The following is a 21652-nucleotide window of genomic DNA, read 5'->3' as shown; positions in this document are numbered from 1 at the left end:
GCGGGCGGCGGCAGAGACCGTCCATCGGGGGATCGGCGATCCCTGGTTGCGCCCGCGCCGGCCGCGATACTGGGAGGTATGGACCGAGCGGAACTGGCGGCCTTCCTGCGGCGACGCCGGGAGCAGCTGCGCCCCGAGGACGTCGGCCTCCTGCCGGGCACGCGCCGCCGCACGGCCGGGTTGCGCCGGGAGGAGGTCGCGTCGCTGGCGGCGATGTCGACCGACTACTACACCCGCCTCGAGCAGCGCCGCGGCCCCCAGCCCAGCGAGCAGATGCTGACCGCGCTGGCCCGCGCCTTGAGGTTGAACAACGACGAGCACGACTACCTGTTCCAGGTGGCCGGCCGCACGGCCCCCTCACCGGCCGCCACGGCCGCGCACGTGGCCCCGGCGCTGCTGAGGGTGCTGGACCGGCTTTCGGACACCCCCGCGCTCATCCTGTCCAACCTCGGAGAGGTCCTCGTGCGCAACCGCCTCGCCGAGGCCCTCTACGGCGGCCCGGCCGAGTACACCGGGCTCGCGCGCAGCGAGATCTACCGCTGGTTCACCGATCCCCGCGAACGGCTCATCTACCCGGAGCACGACCGGGACCGCCAGAGCCGCGCCCTGGTCGCGAGCCTGCGCGCCGCCCACGGCTCGATGGGCCCGCGTTCCCGGGCCGGCGACCTGGTGCGGGCCCTCACCCGCGAAAGCGAGGAGTTCGCGCAGTTGTGGGAACGCCACGAGGTCGCGAAACGGTTCGAGGACCACAAGGTGCTCGTGCACCCGCAGCTCGGCGACATCGAGGTGGACTGCCAGGCGCTGTTCACCGAGGACCAATCCCAGGCGCTGCTGGTGCTCACCGCGCCCCCGCGCACGGAGGCGTTCGAGAAGCTGCAGTTGCTGGCCGTGCTGGGCAACGAGCGGTTCGACGACCCGGTTCCAGGACCCGCCGCGCACGCTCAGAAGGCGGAGCCAGGTCCCGGCCTCACCGGTTGACCGGCGTCGGCCGCGGTAGCGGCTTGCCGTCGTCATCGCGCAGGACATGGATCCAGCCGTGGTGACGCCGGTCGGCGATCGTCACGTGCACCAGCTGCCGGAAGTGGTGCTGTTCGATGCGGTCGTAGCCGTGGCGGACGATCGACTGGTAGATGCTGTCGGAGACGACCAGCGTCAACGGGGTGCTCGACCGGCTGAGCGCCGTCTTCAGCTCGGGCGAGTCCAAGAGCCGGAAGGTGAGGTCCACGGCCTCGCCGAAACAGCCGTGGCTGTCGTAGTGGACCTCGCCGGCGTGCACGGCCGCGCGCAGGCGCAGGCACTGGCCCGGGTGGTGCGCGTTGTGTTCGGCCAGCATCCGGTCGAGCGTGGGAATCACCCGGTTGAGCAACAGCGTTTTCGGAACACGGTCGCTGGGGCGGATCAGCGTGAGGATCCCGTCACCGCAGTTGACGAGCGGGTCACGGCGCCGCCGGGTGATGCCGCCCGTGTGCAGGGCCGCTTCGAACATCTCGTAGAGCGCCGCGCGGAGCGTGATCTTGTCCGGGTTGCGCCGGGTCGTGGAGGCCTCGACGTCGACGGCCATGATCGCCCGGTGGCACGGCTCGTGCCGCGGCGGCCTTCTCATGGCCCGGCCTGCCGCAGCACGACCGCGAGCCGCGCCATGCCGGCCAGCAGCTGCACGGTGAACCGGGCCCGGGCGCGGCGGCCGGGCAGCGCGTGCAACTCGGCGGTCCATTCCTCCAGCCAGCGGGCGCGGGCCTCGGCGGGCAGCAGCACGGCCGAGATGGTCAACACCCTTCGCGAGACGCGCAGGCCGCGGACAGATCCATTGTGGATGGTGAACCGATCCGGGTAGAGCGTCGCCAGGGAAAGCGCTTCCAGCTGCTCTTTCACGGTGTCGAGGCCGAGCCGGCCGGCCAGCGGCACCAGGACATCCAGGGTTTCCCGCGATTTCCGTTCCTGCTTGGCCCGGGGCACGAACCGGATGGTCCGCATGTTGTGCAGCCGGTCGGCGAGCTTGAGGATCAGCACCCGGCGTCCGGCGGATTCCAGCGAACCACCGTCCCGTTCCAGCACGAGCAGCCCCTCGACCAGCGCCGCGACTTCGTCGCCGAATTCGGCGCGCAACAGGCCCGGCGGGCAATCGGTGTCCTCGCCGACGTCGTGCAGCAGGCCCGCGCACACCATGGGGGCGTCGAGCCCCAGCCCGGCCAGCGTGGCGCCGACCTCGACCGGGTGGGAGATGTAGGGGTCACCGCTGCGCCGGGTCTGGCCCCGGTGCCAGAACGCGGCGAACACATAGGCCCGTTCCACCAGCCGGGCCCCGGGTTCCGGGTACCGGCCGGCGATCTCGGCGACCTGCGGCGGAAGGGTGGTCATGCCGGCTCCCCGGCCAGGCCGAACCCGCGCATCCGCGTCGGCCGGTGCACCCGGGCGAGCGCGACCCGAGCCTGCTCCGCCCCGTCGTCGGTCAGCCGGTAGTACCGGCGCCGCGGCCGCCCTTCGGTGATGTGCTCGTTCGGGTCCTCCCAGCGGCTTTCGAGCCACCCGAAGTTCTCGAGCCGGGCCACGATCGGATAGATGGTGCCGCTGGGCAGGCCGGTCTCCGCGCACAGCTCCAGGCCGTACTGCTCCCGTGTGGGCCGCTGCAGCAGGGCACGAAGCACCAGCTGGGTCTGCAGCGTCATCCGGGGGCCTGCCATATGTCGTACTCTACATAGGTAGACCTAGGCTGTCGAGCGCTTGACGCCCGGTTGCCCCCGGTTCGTGGCAGTCGGTCGAGATGCCGATCACCGTGCTGCGCTCACCCAGCCAGCCGGACGGACCGCGGACGACTGAACTCCAGCCGGATCCCGGCGCCCCAGGACCCGGCCCTGCACACAGGTCGCGTGCGAGGTCTCGGCCATACCTCGACGACGCGCCATCAAGACCACCTGCCGTCGTACGCCCGGCCGCTGCCCGAGCACTGATGGCTATCGTGCAGTTACCAGATGGACATGACCGAGGGGGACAACATGACACTTCGACTGTGGCGCGAGTCGTGGCCACGAGCTGGCCAGGCCCTCACTCGTGTCGTCTGCCTGGAGATCGACCTCGCCGATCAGGTGTCGTCCGCACCAGCACATGCGCTCAGCTACCGGCAGGCTCGCCCCCAGCCCTACACCGACGACCTTCTGCGCCACGCGCAGTACTACTCGGTCTTCGGACGGCAGGCGCCGGCGCACCGGTCCGTGTTGTTGTTCGTCGGGGGCCGCGGCCGGGAGGATGCCGCGCAGGAGATTCGGTGGCACGGGACCGTTGTCGTCGACCGCGACCGGGCGGACTACCAGCTGCTCAAGACCGCCGCCGAACGCCGTGTTCTCGTCGTGGAGCCGGATGGGCGGGTCACGTTGTGCCCGGATGCCGTTATCGACGATCAGGACGCGACACTGGCGTGCCTGGAGAGGCTGGACCGGGACGGCCGGCTCGTGTACTACCCGGCCGGCAAGAGCGACCTGCGCCTGGGCCCCAAGACGGCTCGGCAGCCCGTCGACCTGGTCGTCCCGATCAACCCCGTGAGCACGTTGCTGTCGCGCGAGGCGGTGACCGCCGCGGCCGGTTTCAACGGCAGCTATTTCGTCATCGTGGAGGAGGAGTTCGTCTCGGATCCGTTCTCGTTCGCGATGGATCCGATCGGCCTCGTGATCACCGACGAGGTGGTGGTGAACCCGCCGATCTACCGGCGTCCGGCCTTTCTCGTCACCAGGGAGACCTACGGCAACGAGAACGACGACCTCCTCTACGGCGGCGGCCCGCGCCGTGCGCTGATCCGCACGATCGGTCCCGAGAACTGGTCCGCCACCCTCCCGGGCGGAGTGGTGGTGGCCGGCCGATCCGTCCGGCTGCCGGGTACGGTGCCCATGGCCGTCAACCCTGCGGAAACCGGCGCGGAGTGTTCGGTGTGGACACCGGCAGCACGGGCGGCGGGTACGTTCGCCACGCCACACGACGAAGACAGGGCGGACTTCGTCGTGGTGGGCGAGGCCGTCGTGGGACTGAAGGAGGGCGGCGGCACCCGCATTCCCATGAACGCGGCCGTGATCGGGCTGCGGAAGCGTTACGCGGCAACTGTTGTCGCGGCGATCCGGGGTGGCGACCGGGTCGTCGAGCACCACGTCGACTGTGGACCCGATGCCGGGCGGCCGGTGCACGGTACCCAGGGCTGGGTGCCGCTGGTGCGGAACGGCCGGCCGTGCGACCCCCTGACCGAGCTGGCCGGTCTCGACTTCGCCGGCCACGAGCACGGCAGCGAGGACTGCACCATTCCGCCCGTGTTCCTGCCCGACCGGTACGTCGTGGAGGAGAACCACGCCCACCTCGCGATCGGTTTGACCGGTGACGGGAGGATGTACGTCCTCCACGCCGAGGGGTGCGAGGTGCGCACCTATCGCGAAGGGCGGGACAGCCAGGGGGCCAGTCCCATCGAGCTGCGGGATCGTCTCCTGGCTCTGGGCTGTATCGAGGCGATCGCGATGGACGGTGGCGGGTCGGCCGCGATCGCGTGGAAGGGCGGGCTGGTCAGCAAGCCGTCCGACCGGTTCGACATCAGCCGGATCGCGGTGGAACGGCTTCTGCCCGGGATGTGGTTGCTCCACCCGGAATGAGGCCCCACGTCTCGGCCACCTGCCGCCAGCCGTTCTCGGGCAGGTGTTCGAGATCTGCATGGTAGAGCTGGACGCAGACGTGGTCGGCCCCGGCGTCGAGGTGTTCGCGTACGCGCGTGATCGCCGCAGCCGGATCGCCCCAGGACACGAGCGCGTCGACCAGGCGGTCGCTGCCACCACCCGCGATGTCCTCCTCGGTGAAGCCGAGCCGTCGCCAGTTGGCGACGTAGCTGGGCATGGCCAGGTAGCGGTGCAGGTGTTTCCTCGCCACGGCACGTGCTGTCGACGGTGTCCCGTCCAGCAGCAACGCCTGTTCCACGCACAAGACGGCATCGGGCCCGAGGACTTCCCGCGCCCGGCGCGTGTGTTCGGGCGGGACGAGGTAGGTGAGCGCCCCCTGTGCCCTCGTCGCGGCGAGTTCGAGCATGCGCGGCCCGAGTGCGGCCAGAAGGCGCGGGGCCGACGGCGGGGCCACGGCCCTGTACGCGGTGGCCGCCCGGTCCATCCCGTCGAGATAGTCCCGCATCGTCGCCAACGGCCGCCGGTAATGCGTTCCCCGGACGTCCTCGACGAGCGACGCGTGGCTGACGCCGATCCCGAGCACGAATCGGTCCGGGTACGCTTCGGCGAGCGTCAACGCGGCGGCCGTCGCGGCGAACGGGTCCCGCGCCCAGATGGCGGCGACTCCGGTGGCCACCACCATCCGGTCGGTCGCGCCGAGGAGAACCGCCGAATGGGTCAATGGCTCCCGGTAGACCGTCTCCCCCACCCACACCGCACCGTAACCAAGTGCCTCGAGATCCCGAACCGTGCGCCGGACCCGCGAGGTCGGGAAGAAGTTGAACTGCCGAGTCCAGACACCCACCTCGCCGAGGCGGTCGAGCGCCGCGTTCGCCGGCTGCCCAGGTGACACCGCACGCTCCCCTAACGTCCGGCCGCCCGCTGTGGCGGCAACCGGTTCCTCGCGTCGATCTGGTTCACCCGCTCCACCTTGCGAAGGGACCGGCCGCCGCCGAACTCCGCGGCGAGCCACCGCTCCACGACCGTCTCCGCGGCGGACGGCCCGATCACCATCGCGCCCATGGTGAGGATCTGGGCGTCGTTCGAGGTGCGGGCTCGTTCGGCCGACAGCGTGTCGTGCGCGGTCACCGCTCGGACACCGAAGAACTTGTTGGCCACGATGGCCATGCCGAGCCCAGTCCCGCAGAAGAGGATCGCCCGGCTGCACTCACCCCGGCTGATCGCCTCGGCCGCGTCCGACGCCACCTCCGGGTAGTCGCGGACCGGGGAGCCGCTGTAGTCGAGAACGTGGTAACCACGGCGCAGCAGGAGGTCGTCGATGTGGTTCTTCAAGGGAATCCCCCACTCGTCGGCGCCGATGCCGATCGCGCTTCCCGTCGATGTCAATCCTTGCCTCCTCCGCTCACCTGCTGTTTCAATGTTACTCCCCGCTACCACGTGACAACAGGACGGATTCGCCATGGTATCCGCTGGCTCCACGACTGCCTTCGAGGCGACGGTGACGGCGCTGGCCGGCCGTCAGGGGCGGACGATCGTCCTGCTGGTGCTGGACGGACTCGGCGGATACCGGACCGCGCAACGGGCTTCCGAGCTGGCCACGGCCCGCACGCCGAACCTGGACGAGCTCGCCGCAACCGGCGCACTCGGGTTGCACGACCCGGTGCGCCGGGGGATCACCCCGGGATCGGGCGCGGGCCACCTCGGATTGTTCGGGTACGACCCGCTGCGTTACCGCGTCGGCCGGGGCACGTTCACGGCCGCCGGCCTTGGCGTGGAACTCGTCGAAGGCGACGTGGTGGCCCGGGCGAACATCTGCACGCTGTCCGAGAACGGTGACATCGCCGATCGCCGGGCCGGCCGGATGTCCGGCGAAGAGGCGGCCACGGTCTGCGATCTGGTCAACGAACAGTCCTTCGGCGACGTCGAGGTCCGGCTCGTGGTGGAGATGGGTCACCGTGCCCTCCTGCTGCTGCGTGGTGCGGGCCTGAACGCCGACGTCGCCGACACGGATCCACAACGGACCGGCGTCCCGCCCCTCGCCCCGGCACCGTTGTCCGAAGCGGCTGTCCGTACGGCTGAGACGGTCGACACCGTGCTGGCGCGCTGCCGCAAAGTGCTGGCCCACCGGCAGTCGGGGAACTTCCTGCTGCTGCGCGGTTTCGACACCCGCCGCGAACTACCTCCCTTCCCACAGCGTTACCAGGTACGGGCCGCGGCGTTGGCCACTTACCCGATGTACCAGGGAATCGCCCGCCTCCTCGGCTTCGAGACCCACCACGTGCGCGACCTCGCGGCGGCCGTGCAGACATTGCCGGAACTCTTGCGTGACGGCGTGGAATTCGTCTACGTGCACGTGGAAACGCCGGATCTGGCCGGGGAGGACGGTGACTTCGGGGCCAAGCAGTCCGCCATCGAAGCCGTCGACGCCCTGGTCCCGGCGATCCGCGCGAGCGGCGCCGAGGTTCTCGCGGTGACCGGTGACCACGCCACGCCCGCCCAGCTGTCGGCGCACAGCTGGCACCCCGTGCCGGTACTCGTGCACGGCGGAACCGCGCCGGCTGACGGTATCGCCGCGTTCGACGAGGTGTCGTGCCGGCGGGGATCGCTCGGCCGCTTCCCCGCGTACGAGCTCATGCCCCAGCTCCTGGCGGCCGCGGGGCGGCTGGCGAAGTTCGACGGCCAACGACACGGCGTGTGAGGCCCGGTGTTCGTCATCGACGACCTTTTCGCGTGGGAGATCCTGGAAAGCCGTGGCCGGCCCACAGTCGCGGTGTCCGTCACCTTCCGCGGCGGCGCAACAGGGATGACCCAGGTTCCGTCCGGCGGATCACCGGGGAAACACGGCTGCGTGGAGCGGCGCGACGGCGACCCGCACCGATTCGGCGGCCAGGGCGTGCTCGGCGTCTGCCACACCATCGAGACCGAGGTACGGGACGCCGTCGTCGGCCGGCAGTTCGCCGAGCTGACCGATCTGGATCGCGCGCTGACGAATCTCGACGGCACAGCCGACAAGTCCCGGCTCGGAGCGAACGCCACCCTGGGCGTGTCGCAGGCGACGGCCGTGGCGCTCGCCGCGCACCGCGGTGTGCCCCTGCACCGGTTGCTGAGCAGCTGCGCGGGCACGGCCGAACGGCTTCCGCTGCCGTTCTTCAACGTGGTCAACGGTGGTGCCCACGCGACGAACCGGCTGCGGATGCTGGAGTTCATGATCGCACCCACCGGCGCACCCAGCTTCGGCGAAGGGGTCCGGTGGTGTGCCGAGATCTACGCGAGGCTCCGGCGCAATGTGCTGCGCGGCCACGGGAACATCAACCTCGGCTACGAAGGCGGGTTCGCCCCGGACATCGTCGAACCGGAGGAGGCGCTGCGGTTGATCCTGGAGGCCACGGTCGACGCCGGTTACACCCCCGGTAGCCAGATAGGTCTCGCGATCGACGCCGAAGCGGACAGCCTCGTCGTCGACGGCGGGTACGACCTCGGCGGCCCCGTGGTGAGCACGACCGGCCTCGTCGACCGGTACGAACAGATGACCGGGACGTACTTCGTGTTCAGCGTCGAGGACGCGGTGGCCACCCAGGACCGCGACGGCTGGGCGCTGCTGCGGTCACGGCTGGGCGATCGCCTGCAGCTCGTGGCGGACGCCGCACTCGGCACCCGGACCGCGAACATCCGGGACGCCGCCGGGGCGGGGCTGGGCAACGCCGCGCTGATCAAACCCAACCAGGCCGGCACGGTCACCGAGACGCTCGAGGCGATCGCCGCTGCGGGAGCGGCCGGGTGGACGGCGATGATCTCGCACCGTTCCGGCGAGACGGGTGACACCTTCATCGCGGACCTCGCGGTGGCGACCGGCGTCGGGCAGATCAAGGCCGGCGCGCCGGCCGGCGGCGAGCGCGTGGCGAAGTACAACCGCCTCATCGAGATCGAGAGGCGGTCCGGCGACCTGCCGGTGGGACCACCGCTATAGCGCGGTGCCCAGCTCGTCGATCTTCCGGCCGACCTCGCCGGCCTGGGGGTCGTCGAGATCGTCGAAGATGGCCAACGCGCGGTTCCAGTGGTCCCTGGCGGTGGCGAGCGAACCCGCCTGGCGAGCCGTGTCCCCCATGCTGTCCCACGTTCTCGCCTCGCCCTGGCGGTCACCGATCGCCCGGCGCAGCTCCAGTGCCGTCTGGTAGTACTCCATCGCGGCGTCGAAGTGCTCCAGCACGCAGTTGACCTCGCCGAGGTCGTGCAGCATCCACGCCTGGCCCCACCGGTCGTCGATCTGGCGTCGCACGTCGAGCGCGCGTTCGTACCAGCTCACCGCCTGCTCGTACCGCCGCAGGCCGGCGAACGCTTCGCCCAGCCCGCCGAGAACGGCACCCTCCGTCCACCGGTCGCCGGTCTTCAGCGCGATCGCGAGGGCGACCTGGTGTTGTTCGACCGCCTCGCCGAACCTCCCCTGGCTGGCGCGGACGAGACCGATGCCCATCCGGACGATGCACCGGCCGAACTCGGCGATTTCCTCGCTTATCCGCTGCCCGATCAGGTCGCACGTGACCAGGGCCCGCTCGAAGTACCCCATCGCCCGCTCGTGCGAGCCGAAGTCCCAGTACGCGTACCCGAGACTGCCCAGGCACCACCCCTGACCCAGGACGTCCTGCGACCGGCATGCGGCCTCGAGGCCGGTTGTGTACACCGCGAGCTGGTCGGCCCAATGTTTGCGCAGGTAGAAGAAGTTCCACATCGCGGCGGGCACCTGCCACGCGGTCTCGTACTCGTGCCAGTCGAAGGCCTGCCGGGTCGCGGCGACCAGGTTGGCCCGTTCCCTCTCGCACCATTCGAGCGCCTGGTCGTACCCGGTGAAGCCGAGCGGCTGCACGTCCGGGCTGCTCCCTCCCACCACGCTGAGGCGCTGGGGGATCAGAAGCCGGTCCGCCGCGGCCGCGGACAGCTTGTACCAGGTCAACATGCGGCGGACGGCCGCTGCCCGGTCCTCCTCGGTCTCCTCCTCGAACGCGCGTTCGTAAGCGTACAACCGGAGAAGGTCGTGGAACTCGTACCTGCCCGGGGTGGTCTCCTCGATGAGGTGGACATTCGCCAGCGTTCTGACGATGCGGCCCACCTGCCCCTCGGGAAGTCCGGTCATCGCCGCCGCCGCCGGCAGGCTGACGGTGCCGCCCGCGTGCAGGCCGAGCAACCGGAACACCCTGGCCGCCTCCGGCGACAGCACGCGGTACGACCAGGAAAACACCGTGCGCACCGCCGTCGACTCGTCGTCGCCGGTGTCCAGCAGATCCAGCCGGGACTTCTCGGCAGCCAGCTCCGCCGCCAGGTCCGCGAGCGCCGCGCTGGAGCGGGTGCACATGCTTTCCGCGACGATCCGCAGCGCCAGAGGCAGGCGACCGCAGAACCGCACCACGTCGGCGGCGGCCTCCGGATCAGCCTCGACGGCGCCGGTTCCGACGATGTGCCCGAGCAGCGCCAGTGCGTCGGCCTCCGGCAGCACGTCGAGGGTGACCCGGTGGATCCCTTCCCGGATCGCCAGCTTGCTCATCCGGTTGCGGCTGGTGATGAGCACCAGGCAGCTCGGCGACCCGGGCAGGAGGGGGGCCACCTGGTCAGCCGACTTCGCGTTGTCCAGGACGACGAGGACCCGACGACCGTCGAGGAGCGAACGGTAGAGCCCGGCCTGGGCGTCCACCCCCGGCGGGATCCTCTCCGGCGGCACGTTGAGTGCCCGCAGGAAGTTCTCCAGAACCTCGGCCGGGTCGAGCGGCCGGCTGTCCGGGTCGTAGCCGCGCAGGTTGACGTGCAGGATCCCGTCAGGGAACTCGGTGCGCAGCTGGGCGGCCCAATGCAGCGCCAGCGCGGTCTTGCCGACGCCGCCGACACCGTCGATGGCCGTGATGACCACTGTCTGGACCGGTTCCGCCCGCCCCCGCAGCACGCTGTTCAACCGCTCGAGATCGGCGGACCGGCCGATGAAATGCCTGGTGCCCGGCGGCAACTGCCTGGGCGCCGGGAAGCCCGCGGCGGGTTTGGCGGCCACGGCACGGTCGCCGGCGGCCACCAGGCCGGCGTCGTTGCGGAGGATCCGCCCCTGCAGCTCACGCAGCTCGGGACCGGGTTCGGCACCGAGGTCGCGGACCAGGTGCGCGCGCAGCTTCCGGTAGTGGTCGAGCGCCTCGGCGTGGCGGCCGCACCGGTACAGGGCGAGCATCAGCTGTCCGGCCACGCGTTCGTCCAGCGGGTACTCCCGCGCCTGCGTGGACAACGTCGGCAGCAACTCCGCGTGGTGGCCTTGGCGCAGCTCCAAGTCGTAGAAGTCCAGCTCGGCCGACCGCCGTTCGCCCAGCGCCGCGTCGCGGACGCCGTTGAGCCAGTAGGTGTCCAGGTTCGCGAACGGCTCGCCGCGCCAGAGCCCGAGCGCCTCGTCGAACAGCTCGTGCGCCCGCTCTCCGTCCTCGGCGGCCCGAGCCTGGGACACCAGCTCGCGGAACCGGTGCAGATCCACCGCGGCCGGATCGACGTCGATGACGTAGCCACCCGATCGCCGTCGGATGACGACACCGTCGAGCTCGGCGCACACCCGGCGCAGGTGGGAGACGTACCCGTAGAGGGTGTCGCGGGCGCGGGCGGGTGGACGACCGCCCCAGACACGCTCCGTGAGCTGGTCGATCGAGACGGGCCGATTGGCCTCCACCAACAGAACAGCGAGCACGCACTGCTGACGCGCATGCCCGAGCTCCACCAACCGGCCGCCGACCCGTGCTTCCACCGCACCGAGGAGTGCGAACCGCACACCCATGACAGTCCCCCTACGCGTCGCCCTCCTCCCCACTGAAGCGGCTTCGGCGCCGCCGTTCAAGGTTTTCCGCAGATCCGCCCCGGACTGACGACGCAGAGTCACCCCATGGGCAACGCACCCGGGGCCGATCGGCACCCCGGCATCCGCCGTGGCGATCCAGGGGATCCCCGGGTTCCCGACGACAGGAAGGGGTCGAGGGGGATGGACACCTCGGACACGAGGCAGGAACACAAGCAGCTCACGCCACCCGAACGGGACGTGGCGGCACTGGTGAGCGAAGGTCTCACCAACCAGCAGGTGGCCACGCGGCTGCACCGCTCGCCGCACACCGTGAACTTCCACCTGCGCAACATCTTCCGCAAGCTCGACGTCCGCTCACGGGTCGAACTTGCCGCCTACGTGCACCGGCGGCTGCCCCGGTAGCCGCGGCCACACGTGCGTGAGCTGCCATCGCCCAACGGGCGATGGCAGCTCACGCCGGAACACAAAGGGGCTACCCGAACTCGAGCAGACTGATCTCCACCGGGAAATCGCCGACCTGGCCCTGGGTCGTCCGTTCCGTCCGCACCTCGAAGCCGGCCTCACGGGCGAGTTCCGTCAACGTCACCCAGTCGCCGAGGCTGTTGAAGCCGAGGAACAACCGGCCGCCCGGATTGAGGAACCGCCCCGCCTGCGCGAGGTACCTGCGATGGGTGTCGTAGTGCCTGTCGAAGAACGCCCACTGCAAGTCGTCGGTGTAGGCGAACTCGTCCGGCGCGTTGATCACGTTCGAGTTCCAGAAGATCACGTCGTACCGCGTGCCGGGCTCGATGGCGTCGAACAGGTCGGTCCGCAGCACGCGGACCCGGTCGCTCACGCCGTGCCGTTCCGCGTTGACCCTGGCGTTGTCCGCCGCCGCGGCCGAGATGTCCGCCGCGGTGACACTGGCGCAGCCACGCAGCGCCGCCGACACCGCGGTCACCCCGGCGCCGGTCCCGACCTCCAGGAAACTGCCGTTCACCGGGTAGGGCAGCCACTCGGTGAACAGCGCGGTCGACATCGTCAGCGTCGGCGCGAACACGCCCGGCAGCAATGTCCAAGCCCGGCCGAGCAGCTCGAACTCCGACGACCGGGCGGCCTCGGCACCGTGCCGGGTGGTGAGGGCGTTGCCGACGTCGAGACGATTCGTGTTCATTCACTGAACCTCCGTTCCTGCCGATGCCATCCGGCGGTGGTGGGCCACGACCGAGCGCGCGGGCGGGCGCTCCGCCGTGGGTACCGGCCGGACGAGCTCTTCCTGCCGGCCGTCGAGCCGGGAGAACTGGGTGAGGTCCGCAGGGGACGGCACGAGCTCACGCACCGGCGACCGGCGCAGCGCCGTGTGCATGATCGTGGCGGCCATGAACCCCAGGTCCCCCACGGACTGGTGGGATGACTGCTCCAGGTGCCCCAGGTCGACCTGGGCGATTCCGTCGAGGCCGACCAGGTGGAACGTGTCCAGGAGCATGGCGATCTCCACGCCGTAGCCACCGGCGAACGGCAGCCGCTCGAGTGTCGAGCGGCGGCCGGCGCACTGTCCGGACAGCGGCTGGATCACCCCGGACAGTTCGGGCCAATACAGGTTGAGCAACGGACGCGCGACCAGTTCGGTGACCCGGCCACCGCCGACCTGCGTACTGCCCTCGCCGTTCACGGGGCGATCGAAGAAAGCCTTCACGAAGGACACCGCCGGGTCGTCCAGCAGCGGACCCACGAGCCCGGTGACGTAGTGCGGTCCCACGCCGATCAGATCGGAGTCGAGGAAGACGACGATGTCACCCGAGGTCACGAACTGCGACTTCCACAACGCCTCCCCCTTGCCCGGCCGGTGCCCCAGCTCGGGCAGGATCCCGCAGGCGGACACGACCCGTGCGCCGGCCTCCGTGGCCACCGCGACCGTGTCGTCGGCCGATCCCGTGTCGACGACCACGAGCTCGTCGACCAGCGGAACCTCCTCGACGACCGCGTCCCTCAAGGTGGTGACGATGGCACCGACGGTCTCTTGTTCGTTCAGCGCCGGGAGCACCACGCTGATGGTCAGGTCTTCCTTGCGGGCCGCCAGCGCCGCCGGGCTCCACCGCGGCCGGTAGGTACGCCGGTGGAACCAGTTCCGCACGTCCGCGCGCACGTCAGGCCTCCACCCGGACCCCGGAGTTCGCCCGGGACGAGGCGACCGCGCTCGCCGCGATCAACAGCAGCGCGATGGCCACGCAGCACAACACCGCCGCCGGCGGCGTCGAGGCGCCGAGCACGAGCCCGACCGCGGTCGCCGTAACGCTGTAGCCGGCCCCCTGGACGGCGTAGCCGATCGAGTAGCCGGCCGTGTGCATCCGGCCGGGCAGCCGTTCCCGGAGCCAGAGGTTGCGCGCGACCATGGTCCCCGCCTGAAGCAGGCCCGCGCACAGCAGGCCGAGCCAGATACCCGGCAGACCGGGCAGGACAGCGACGGAGAGGACGGCGACGGACGTGACGACGAGCATCGTCAGCGTCTGCCTCGCCGGGCTGCCCGGCCAGGTGCGCAACCCGTAGCAGAGCGAGCCGGCCGCGGTCACGATCGAGAACGTCATGAGCAACGGTCCCGCCCAGCCCACGGCCAGCTGCCGGTACTCCAGCAGCGCAGGCAGTGCGAGTTCGGCGGACGCGAGCAGCGCCATGGACGCGGCGCTCGTGACGTAGATCGGCCACGCCGCGGCCAGCGAGCGCAACACCGGAGCCGCGGGCCGGTCATCCTGCTCCCGAGGCGTCCCGGGCGGCATCCGGAGTAGCAACACCGCCGCGGCCACGGCGCAGCCGGCAGCGACGAGCAGCGGTGCGCCCGGACCGACCCGCAGGGCCATGAGCACGACCAAGCCGGGTGCGGCAGCCCAGATCGCCTGGGTGAGGGCTGCTTCGACGCTCAGAGCCGGTGCCGCGTCCCGATCCGGCACCGCGCTCGTCAGGAGCGTGCGCAACCCGCCCGGGCTCGCCGCGGGCCCCGCCCCGGCGAAGAAGGCGCAGACCAGCAGCAGCGCCGGCGACGCGGAACGGGCCAGCACCAGCCCGCCGAACGCGGCCGCGCCGACCAGCATGCCCAGTGCGAGGTGCCGGCGCATCGTCTCGGGTGTCAGCCACAGGCCCAGCACCGGTGCGCCCACGACCTCGCCCAGGACGTAGGTGGCGGCGAGGGAGGCGCCCAGGGTGTACCCACCCGGCAGTTCGCGCACGAGGAACACCATGCCGATCGACGCCATCGCGATCGGCACCTTCCCGGCCGTGGCCACCAGCACCCACAGGAAGAACCGCCGGCCGAGCAGCCGCCGGTAGCCCGGCCCGCTCACCGGTGCGCGCCGAACAGCTCGGTGACCTCGGCCTCCAGCTTCTCCGCATCGGGGCCGTCCTCGGCCACGAGCAGCAGCTCCCCGGACCCGCCTTCCGGGGTGTTGTCGTGGACCGAGATGATCACGCCGCGCCGGGTCGTGCGGTCGTACGCCAGGCCGCGCTCGGTGAGACTGCGCAGCGCGTCCTCGAACGAGGCGAAGGAGCACTGGCGCAGCTCGACGACCACACGGTCGTCGAGGTACCCGGCACCGACGACCTGTTCGCCGATCAGGTGGATGTGCGTGGAACCGTTCGTCCGGCAGTTGAACTCGTTGACCAGGATGTCCCCGCTCGGTGCGACCACGCCGTCGACGCTCATCGTCCCGCGGTATCCCATCCCCCGGACCGCCTCGCACAGCCGTTCCGCGTGCGCGAGGAACGCGGTGAACGCGGGCTGCGCCGCGGTCGGCACGGGTATGACGAGCCCGTTGAGGACCGGTTCGAGACGCAGCTGCCCGTGTCCGACCAGCCGGGTGCCGGCATCGGTCACGAGCAGTTCGACGTAGACGGACGTCGACTCGACGAGGTAGTGCTCGATCACCACCCGCTGCCGGCCGCAGTCCGAGTACCGCGCCCAGTTGACGCCGAAGTGGGCCGACACCGCGGCGTGGTCCGCGAGCAGCTCGACCCGGCGCGCACCGAGCGGCGGCACACCGGCGGCCGGGCTGAGGATCACGTGTCCTTCGTTGTCCTTCTGGAAGTCCTGCTTGACGATCACCGGCCGGCCGGCGGAAAGCATCTCCCGGACGTAGCTCTCCGCGTCCGCCCGGTGCTCGGTCACGATCCCGTCCGGGACCGGTACCCCGATCCCGGAGGCGATGGCCCGGAACGCCGCCTTGCTGTTCAGCAGCTTGCCCCCACCCTGGCCCAGGAACCCGATGCCCGGTGTGGCCGCGCCGATCCCGAGGTCGCGGGCCAGCTTGATGACGGCCTCGTCGAAGTGGAACGGGACGACGCTGTCGACCCGGGTCGCCGCCACCAGCTCACGGGTGCGGGCCAGGAACTCCGGGTGGCCGAGGCGGTCCCGGCTGAGGGTGCCGTCGCCGAACCGGCCGGGCGGCGGGACGACCACGTACACCGTCGCCGGGTCCACCTCCATGAAGTCCAGGACGTAGCGGAGCTGCGCCTCGCACGGCGCGATCGGCAGGACCAGGATGTCTCCCGGGGCGAGGCACCACGCCATCCGGACCGCCTGGTTGCCCACGTACCGGCTGTACCGGGGCGAGATGGACTCCGGGTCGCCCATCATGTCCTCGGACCGCTGGTTGCTGACGATCAGTTTGCTCATCGGGTTGCTCCCCTTGCGGTTGTCGCGTGCAGCAGCGGCGCCACCATGTCGGCGAGGATGTCCACGCCGTCGGTGGTGAGCACGGATTCGGGGTGGAACTGCGTACTGCGGAAGCGTTCGCCGCGCAGTGCGTGTATCTCGCCGGTGGCGGCGTCCGCGCACACGCTGACCGGTACGGCGGGCACGTGGTCCACGAGCGCGACGAATGTGTTGTAGAACCCGGCCATCGTGTGCCGGCCGAACAGGTCGATCCCGATCCGGCGGCCCTGGGCGGGTGGTCGTTTCGGCACGACCGGGAAGCCGAGCACCCCGCACAGGATCTGGTGTCCGAGGCAGATCGAGACGAACGGACGGCCGCTGTCGAGCAGCCGCTCGGTGATGGCGCGCAACGCAGCCTGTCTGCGCTGGTGGAGGTGCCGCGGGTCGCCGGGACCGGGCCCCACGACCACGAGGTCGAAGCCGTCGGTGTCACCGACGTCGTCGTAGGGCCGGGTCGTGACCGCGAGGCCGAGTGTCCGCAGCTGGTGGGCGAGCATCGCCGTGAAGGTGTCCTCGGCGTCGACCACGACCGCCGTGCGGCCGGCGAGGTCGCCGGTCCGCCGGCCACCGGCCGGATCCAGCCAGAACGGCGCCAGATCGGGTGTGCGCGCACCCAGGGCCTGGTGCACGGCCGGACTCAGCTCGGCGAGTCCGGCCGGACCAGGCCCTGGGGCCTCCCTCCCCCCGGTCATCATCGCGTGCAGCAGTCCGGCGGCTTTCGCCCGCGTCTCCGCGGCCTCGCTCCGCGGGCACGAGTGCCGGACCAGCGTCGCTCCGACGCCGATCCGGAACCGGCCGGTGGGCGCGATCTCGGCGGTGCGGATGACGATCGACGAGTCGAGCACCGGCCTGCCGGCTGTGTCGGTGCCCAGCAGGGCCACCACCCCGCTGTAGTAGCCGCGGCCGGTCCGTTCGTGGCGGGACAGGACCTGGCAGGCGTTCTCGAGCGGGCTGCCGGTGACGGTCGGCGCGAACATCGTCTCGCGGAGGATGTGGCGCAGGTCCCCGGTCGTCCGCCCGCGCAGCCGGTATTCGGTGTGTGCGACCCGGGCCATCTCCCGCAGGTACGGGCCCGAGACGCGGGCGCCGTCGACGCAGAGCCGGGTCATCATCTTCAGCTCCTCGTCGACGACCATGGACAGCTCGTCGATCTCCTTCTCGTCGGCGAGGAAACCGAGCAAACCGGAAATGGTCGGTCCGGTCGGCGGATAACGGTACGTTCCGCTGATCGGGCTCATCGTCATCGTTCCGCCGTCGACACTGACGTGCCGTTCCGGGGTCGCTCCGACGAATGTCCGTGATCCGGTGTGGAAAAGGAACGTCCAGTAGGCACCGAACTCGTGGGTGAGCAGCCGCCGGAAGATCGCCAGCGCTTTCCGGGCGGAAAAGCCGGCAATGGTCGCGGTGTACGTTCGCCGCACCACGAAGTTCGCACCCTGCCCGGTTCCTATTTCCTGATGAAGAACCGTCCGGACCAGGTCCGCGTACTCGTCGTCGGTCAGGTCGAAGCGGCCGCCGGTCACGGTCAAGGGTTCGTCGGGAAGCCACCGGGCCACGGCCTCGAGCGACATCCTGCCCTGCTCACGCACCCGCATGGCGAGCAACGGCGCACCGTCGTCCACGCAGGCGAACCCGCGCTCGGTGATCTGCCGGAACGGGATCATCGCCAGCGTCTCGTGACCTGCTCGCGAGCGCCGGCCCCCCGACGGAAGGTCCTGCAGAGAACGGAACTCGGCCACCTCACCCGAGAGGAACTCGACTTCGCCACCGCCGACGGCCGGCCGGTGCAGCAGCGCGAAGGGCGCGTTCTGCTGCAGCAGATGATTCACGGTGCTTTTGTCCACACCGAAAGCCTGGAGCCCGGCGTCGGGTGCGGCAACTACCTGTGCGAGTGGTTGGCCGTCCGGCCGGGCGCTCGTTACCGTTTCGGCAAACGCAGGAAGCCGACGGGACAGCCGCTATGACGATTTCGACCCGACATCAAGTCGGTTTTCCGTTCCCGAATCCGGGCAAGCTGGACGACATCAGGTCCAGGCCGGCTCTGCAGCAACCCGAATGGGCGGACGCGGAACTGGCCGAGCAGGTCCGGTCCGACCTCGCCCACCTGCCCGGTCTCGTGCCGTGGGACGAAGTGCGGGCGCTGCGCGCCGCCCTCGCCGGTGTCCACACCGGACACTCAACGGTCGTCCAAGCCGGCGACTGCGCGGAGGACCCCGCGGAGTGCACGCCGCGGTCGGTCGGGCGAAAGGTCGCGTTGCTCGACATGGTGGCCGGCGCGATGCGCTTGCACACCGGCAAACCGGTCCTGCGGATCGGCCGGATCGCCGGTCAGTTCGCCAAACCTCGCTCGCGGCCTGCCGAACGCCGCGGTGACGTGGAACTGCCCGCGTTTCGCGGCCACCTGGTCAACCTGCCTGCCCCCGACCGGCGCAGCAGACAGCCGGATCCGATGCGCATGCTGAGCTGCTACTGGGCGAGCAGGACGGCGATGGGGTTTTTGCACGACGAGGTGCGCGCGTCCCGGATGTGGACCAGCCACGAGGCGCTCGTGCTGGACTACGAGTTGCCGCTGATCCGGCGTACCGACGACGACCGCCTGTTCCTCAGCTCGACGCACTGGCCGTGGATCGGCGACCGGACCCGGCAGCTCGACGGTGCGCATGTCGCTCTGCTGGCCGGAGTGGGCAACCCGGTGGCGTGCAAGGTCGGCCCGAGCATGACCTCCGCCGAGCTGGTGGCCCTGTGCGAGCGGCTCGATCCCGGTCGCGAGCCGGGCCGGCTGACGCTGATTGCCCGGCTGGGCGCGGACCTGGTGTCCGACCGGCTGCCCGGGCTCGTGTCCAGCGTGCGGGCGGCGGGGCATCCCGCGATCTGGCTGTGCGATCCGATGCACGGGAACACGGTCACCACACCGGACGGTGGCAAGACCCGCTTCCTGGCGACCATCACGCGTGAGGTACGAGCCTTCCAGGAAGCCGTACCTTCCGGCGGTGGTGTCCGCGGTGGCCTTCACCTGGAAACCACGCCGAACGCCGTCCGCGAGTGCGTCACGGGCGGGCCGGCGACGGCACCCCGCGCCGGGGACTACACGAGCTTCTGCGATCCCCGCCTCAACCCACACCAAGCCATGCTCGTCGTGGACGCCTGGGGCCGTTCGCACCACCAGCCGACCGGAGGACGGAGGCGTCACCCATGAGCATTCCCGAGATCGCGCCGTACCCCATGCCCCTGGCCGGCGAACTGCCGGACAACCAGGTCACGTGGACTGTCGACCCGGACCGCGCGGTGCTGCTGGTCCACGATCTCCAACGGTACTTCCTCGACCCCTTCCCGGCGAGCGACTCCCCGACGACCGACATGCTCTCGAACATCCGTATGTTGCGGGACCTGAGCACCGAACGCGGCATGCCCGTGTCGTTCAGCGTCCAGCCCGGCGGCATGAGCGACGCCGACCGGGGTCTGCTGAAGGACTTCTGGGGTTCCGGCATGTCGCGCGAACCCCGGCACCGGCGTGTCGTCAGTCAGCTCAGCCCGACGCCGCAGGACCAGGTCTTCATCAAGACGCGCTACAGCGCGTTCCACCGCACTCCCCTGCTCGAGTTCCTCCACCGCAGCGGACGCGACCAGCTCGTCGTTTGCGGGGTATACGCACACATCGGTTGCCTGCTCACCGCCTGTGACGCCTTCACCAACGACATCCAACCGTTCCTAGTCGCCGACGCGGTCGCGGATTTCACCCCTGCCTTCCACCGGCAGGCGCTGGTCTACGCTGCAGAGCGGTGCGGGGTGGTGCTGACGGCCGCGGACCTGGCCACCTCACTCGGCGCGGCGACGTCCGGTGCCACCTGAACGAATCGAGCCGGCTCGAAACGGCTTCAGTGTCCTCGGCTCCCGCGCCGCCGACGGAAGCTGTTTCGACTTCACACCCTCTTTCTCCGCGCGCTCCGCCCTGGTCGAGGGAAACTTGCACGCCGTCGGATGCGTGCGGGCGCGTCTGGGAAGCCGTACGCGAGTTACCGCAGGCCACGCAGCATGTCAAGGCCGCAGCAGACCGCACGACCTGAACCGGGTTCCCCCGAGCGGAGCATCACCCGGCATACCCCCGGCCGTCGCTATGATCCTGCGCATGGCTTCGCCGCCTCGAGGACCTCTTCCACGTATGGTCTGATGACCAACCGCTTAGTAGGCTCGCGGGCACGAGCCCGATTCTCAACGACGAGGAGGTCCCCCGTGACCGATTCCCCTTCCCGTGTCGCCGTGGTCACCGGTGCCGGTCGTGGCATTGGTGCCGCCGTTGCCGCTCGGCTGGCCGATGACGGCTTTGCCGTCGGGCTGCTGGACCTGGACGAGGCCGGCGTCAAGCAGGGTGCCGAGGCGATCGTCGCGAAGGGCGGCAAGGCCGTCGGTGTCGCCCTCGACGTTGTCGACGCCGAGCAGGTCGAGGCCGCCGTCAGCCGGGTGGCCGATGAGCTCGGGCCGCCCGTGGTGCTGGTCAACAACGCCGGCATCACGCGGGACAACCTGATCTTCAAGATGACCGAACAGGACTGGGACTCCGTGCTCGGCGTGCACCTCAAGGGGTCCTTCCTGATGACCCGCGCGGTGCAGAAGTACATGACGCAGGAGAAGTACGGCCGGATCGTCAACCTCTCCAGCACCTCGGCGCTGGGCAACCGCGGCCAGGTCAACTACTCCGCCGCGAAGGCCGGCATGCAGGGCTTCACCAAGACCCTCGCCATCGAGCTGGGCAAGTTCAACGTCACCGCCAACGCCATCGCGCCGGGGTTCATCGCCACCGACATGACCGCCGCGACCGCCGAACGCCTGGGCATGAGCTTCGAGGACTTCAAGGCCGCCGCCGCGTCGCAGATCCCGGTGCAGCGCGTCGGCACGCCCGACGACATCGCCCACCTGACCTCCTACCTGGTCAGCGAGGGCGCCGGGTTCGTCTCGGGCCAGGTCATCTACGTCGCCGGCGGACCGAAGGACTGAGGCCGATGCGCGAGTTCGAGAACCTGGACGCCTTCGCCGCGGCCGTCGGCGAGCACCTCGGGTACAGCGAGTGGCTGAAGGTCACCCAGGACCGGGTGAACCTGTTCGCCGACGCCACCGACGACCACCAGTGGATCCACGTCGACGAGCCGATGGCGACCGCCGGCCCGTTCGGCGGCACCATCGCCCACGGCTTCCTGACGCTGTCGCTGCTCTCGGCGTTCGGCCCGAAGATCTACCGGGTCAACGGGATCAGGATGGGCATCAACTACGGCCTCAACAAGGTCCGCTTCCCGCAGCCGGTGAAGGTCGGCTCGAAGGTGCGCGCCGGGGCCGAGCTGGTGGAGGTCACCGACATCCCCGGCGGCAAGCAGGCGGTGTCGAAGTGGACGGTCGAGATCGACGGCGAGGCGAAGCCCGCCTGCGTCGCCGAGTGGGTCACCCGGTTCCTCGCGTGACACCGCCGGGAGGCGTCGCTTTCCCGGGGAAGTGACGCTTCCCGCGGCTCTCTGTACCTCATACCGA

Annotated in this window: 20 protein-coding genes; 9 read left to right on the top strand and 11 right to left on the bottom strand. The window is 70.4% G+C overall.

Annotation, left to right across the window (positions count from 1 at the left end; translation table 11 throughout):
- Positions 1–78: 78 nt before the first annotated feature.
- Positions 79–978 (top strand): helix-turn-helix transcriptional regulator, encoded by a 900-nt coding sequence (locus AB0J55_RS20490; RefSeq protein ID WP_364250409.1) that lies wholly within the window; start codon positions 79–81, stop codon positions 976–978.
- Here AB0J55_RS20490 and AB0J55_RS20485 read toward each other — a convergent pair.
- Genes AB0J55_RS20485 through AB0J55_RS20475 form a run of 3 tightly spaced genes read right to left on the bottom strand, consistent with a single transcriptional unit; the run spans position 968 to position 2681 of the window.
- On the bottom strand, positions 968–1603 hold the full coding sequence (locus tag AB0J55_RS20485) for a hypothetical protein (protein ID WP_364250406.1): 636 nt from the start codon (positions 1601–1603) through the stop codon (positions 968–970). The genes AB0J55_RS20490 and AB0J55_RS20485 overlap by 11 nt on opposite strands.
- Positions 1600–2358, bottom strand: coding sequence for an HD domain-containing protein (locus AB0J55_RS20480; RefSeq protein ID WP_364250403.1), 759 nt, complete (start codon positions 2356–2358; stop codon positions 1600–1602). The genes AB0J55_RS20485 and AB0J55_RS20480 overlap by 4 nt, the downstream gene beginning before the upstream one ends.
- Positions 2355–2681: a PadR family transcriptional regulator gene (locus AB0J55_RS20475; RefSeq protein ID WP_364250400.1), complete on the bottom strand. Its 327-nt coding sequence runs from the start codon at positions 2679–2681 to the stop codon at positions 2355–2357. Before AB0J55_RS20475 ends, AB0J55_RS20480 begins: the two co-directional genes overlap by 4 nt.
- Before the next feature lie 288 nt (positions 2682–2969).
- Between AB0J55_RS20475 and AB0J55_RS20470 the strand changes: the two genes are divergently transcribed.
- Positions 2970–4622, top strand: a complete 1653-nt coding sequence (locus AB0J55_RS20470) for a phosphodiester glycosidase family protein (RefSeq protein WP_364250397.1) — start codon at positions 2970–2972, stop codon at positions 4620–4622.
- Here the strand turns inward: AB0J55_RS20470 and AB0J55_RS20465 are convergent.
- Both AB0J55_RS20465 and AB0J55_RS20460 read right to left on the bottom strand, forming a co-directional pair.
- On the bottom strand, positions 4564–5535 hold the full coding sequence (locus AB0J55_RS20465) for an LLM class F420-dependent oxidoreductase (RefSeq protein ID WP_364250394.1): 972 nt from the start codon (positions 5533–5535) through the stop codon (positions 4564–4566). The genes AB0J55_RS20470 and AB0J55_RS20465 overlap by 59 nt on opposite strands.
- An 11-nt stretch (positions 5536–5546) precedes the next feature.
- Positions 5547–6029 carry an RpiB/LacA/LacB family sugar-phosphate isomerase gene (locus AB0J55_RS20460; protein WP_364250391.1) on the bottom strand — a complete coding sequence of 161 codons (483 nt, stop codon included), beginning with the start codon at positions 6027–6029 and terminating at the stop codon, positions 5547–5549.
- A 73-nt stretch (positions 6030–6102) separates the two neighbouring features.
- Here AB0J55_RS20460 and AB0J55_RS20455 point away from each other — a divergent pair, with 73 nt between their 5' ends.
- Together AB0J55_RS20455 and eno are read left to right on the top strand one after the other, a co-directional pair.
- Positions 6103–7341 carry a hypothetical protein gene (locus tag AB0J55_RS20455; RefSeq protein ID WP_364250388.1) on the top strand — a complete coding sequence of 413 codons (1239 nt, stop codon included), beginning with the start codon at positions 6103–6105 and terminating at the stop codon, positions 7339–7341.
- Positions 7342–7347: 6 nt separating this feature from the next.
- The gene (eno, locus tag AB0J55_RS20450) at positions 7348–8610 is read left to right on the top strand and encodes a phosphopyruvate hydratase (RefSeq protein ID WP_364250385.1); all 1263 of its coding nucleotides are present in this window, start codon (positions 7348–7350) and stop codon (positions 8608–8610) included.
- Here eno and AB0J55_RS20445 read toward each other — a convergent pair.
- Complete coding sequence (locus AB0J55_RS20445; RefSeq protein WP_364250382.1) at positions 8605–11427, bottom strand: BTAD domain-containing putative transcriptional regulator; 2823 nt, start codon at positions 11425–11427, stop codon at positions 8605–8607. The two genes, eno and AB0J55_RS20445, sit on opposite strands and share 6 nt — an antisense overlap.
- Positions 11428–11634: 207 nt before the next feature.
- Here AB0J55_RS20445 and AB0J55_RS20440 point away from each other — a divergent pair, with 207 nt between their 5' ends.
- Positions 11635–11856: a helix-turn-helix transcriptional regulator gene (locus AB0J55_RS20440; protein ID WP_364250379.1), complete on the top strand. Its 222-nt coding sequence runs from the start codon at positions 11635–11637 to the stop codon at positions 11854–11856.
- Between the two features lie 70 nt (positions 11857–11926).
- On the opposite strand, the gene AB0J55_RS20435 is transcribed toward AB0J55_RS20440, so the two are convergent.
- Genes AB0J55_RS20435 through AB0J55_RS20415 form a run of 5 tightly spaced genes read right to left on the bottom strand, consistent with a single transcriptional unit; the run spans position 11927 to position 17979 of the window.
- Entirely contained in the window at positions 11927–12607 is a 681-nt protein-coding gene (locus AB0J55_RS20435) for a methyltransferase (protein WP_364250376.1), read from the bottom strand.
- On the bottom strand, positions 12608–13579 hold the full coding sequence (locus AB0J55_RS20430; protein WP_364250373.1) for a glucosyl-3-phosphoglycerate synthase: 972 nt from the start codon (positions 13577–13579) through the stop codon (positions 12608–12610).
- A 1-nt stretch (position 13580) separates the two neighbouring features.
- Positions 13581–14768: an MFS transporter gene (locus AB0J55_RS20425; RefSeq protein ID WP_364250370.1), complete on the bottom strand. Its 1188-nt coding sequence runs from the start codon at positions 14766–14768 to the stop codon at positions 13581–13583.
- Positions 14765–16096 carry a peptide ligase PGM1-related protein gene (locus tag AB0J55_RS20420; RefSeq protein WP_364250367.1) on the bottom strand — a complete coding sequence of 444 codons (1332 nt, stop codon included), beginning with the start codon at positions 16094–16096 and terminating at the stop codon, positions 14765–14767. The genes AB0J55_RS20425 and AB0J55_RS20420 overlap by 4 nt, the downstream gene beginning before the upstream one ends.
- Positions 16093–17979 carry an anthranilate synthase family protein gene (locus tag AB0J55_RS20415; RefSeq protein ID WP_364250364.1) on the bottom strand — a complete coding sequence of 629 codons (1887 nt, stop codon included), beginning with the start codon at positions 17977–17979 and terminating at the stop codon, positions 16093–16095. Before AB0J55_RS20415 ends, AB0J55_RS20420 begins: the two co-directional genes overlap by 4 nt.
- Positions 17980–18095: 116 nt before the next feature.
- On the opposite strand from AB0J55_RS20415, the gene AB0J55_RS20410 reads away from it, so the two are divergent.
- The 4 genes from AB0J55_RS20410 to AB0J55_RS20395 all read left to right on the top strand — a co-directional run bounded on the left by AB0J55_RS20410 (position 18096) and on the right by AB0J55_RS20395 (position 21585).
- Positions 18096–19331: a 3-deoxy-7-phosphoheptulonate synthase gene (locus AB0J55_RS20410; protein WP_364250361.1), complete on the top strand. Its 1236-nt coding sequence runs from the start codon at positions 18096–18098 to the stop codon at positions 19329–19331.
- Entirely contained in the window at positions 19328–19984 is a 657-nt protein-coding gene (locus tag AB0J55_RS20405) for an isochorismatase family protein (RefSeq protein WP_364250358.1), read from the top strand. The genes AB0J55_RS20410 and AB0J55_RS20405 overlap by 4 nt, the downstream gene beginning before the upstream one ends.
- 381 nt (positions 19985–20365) lie before the next feature.
- The gene (gene fabG, locus AB0J55_RS20400; RefSeq protein WP_364250355.1) at positions 20366–21127 is read left to right on the top strand and encodes a 3-oxoacyl-ACP reductase FabG; all 762 of its coding nucleotides are present in this window, start codon (positions 20366–20368) and stop codon (positions 21125–21127) included.
- Between the two features lie 5 nt (positions 21128–21132).
- Positions 21133–21585, top strand: coding sequence for a MaoC family dehydratase (locus AB0J55_RS20395; protein ID WP_364250352.1), 453 nt, complete (start codon positions 21133–21135; stop codon positions 21583–21585).
- Positions 21586–21652 lie beyond the last annotated feature (67 nt).

It is taken from the genome of Amycolatopsis sp. NPDC049688, assembly GCF_040674975.1.
Taxonomy (GTDB): Bacteria; Actinomycetota; Actinomycetes; order Mycobacteriales; family Pseudonocardiaceae; genus Amycolatopsis.
The sequence above is the reverse complement of the archived record's forward strand: the minus strand, read 5'-3'. Positions and strand labels throughout refer to the sequence as shown.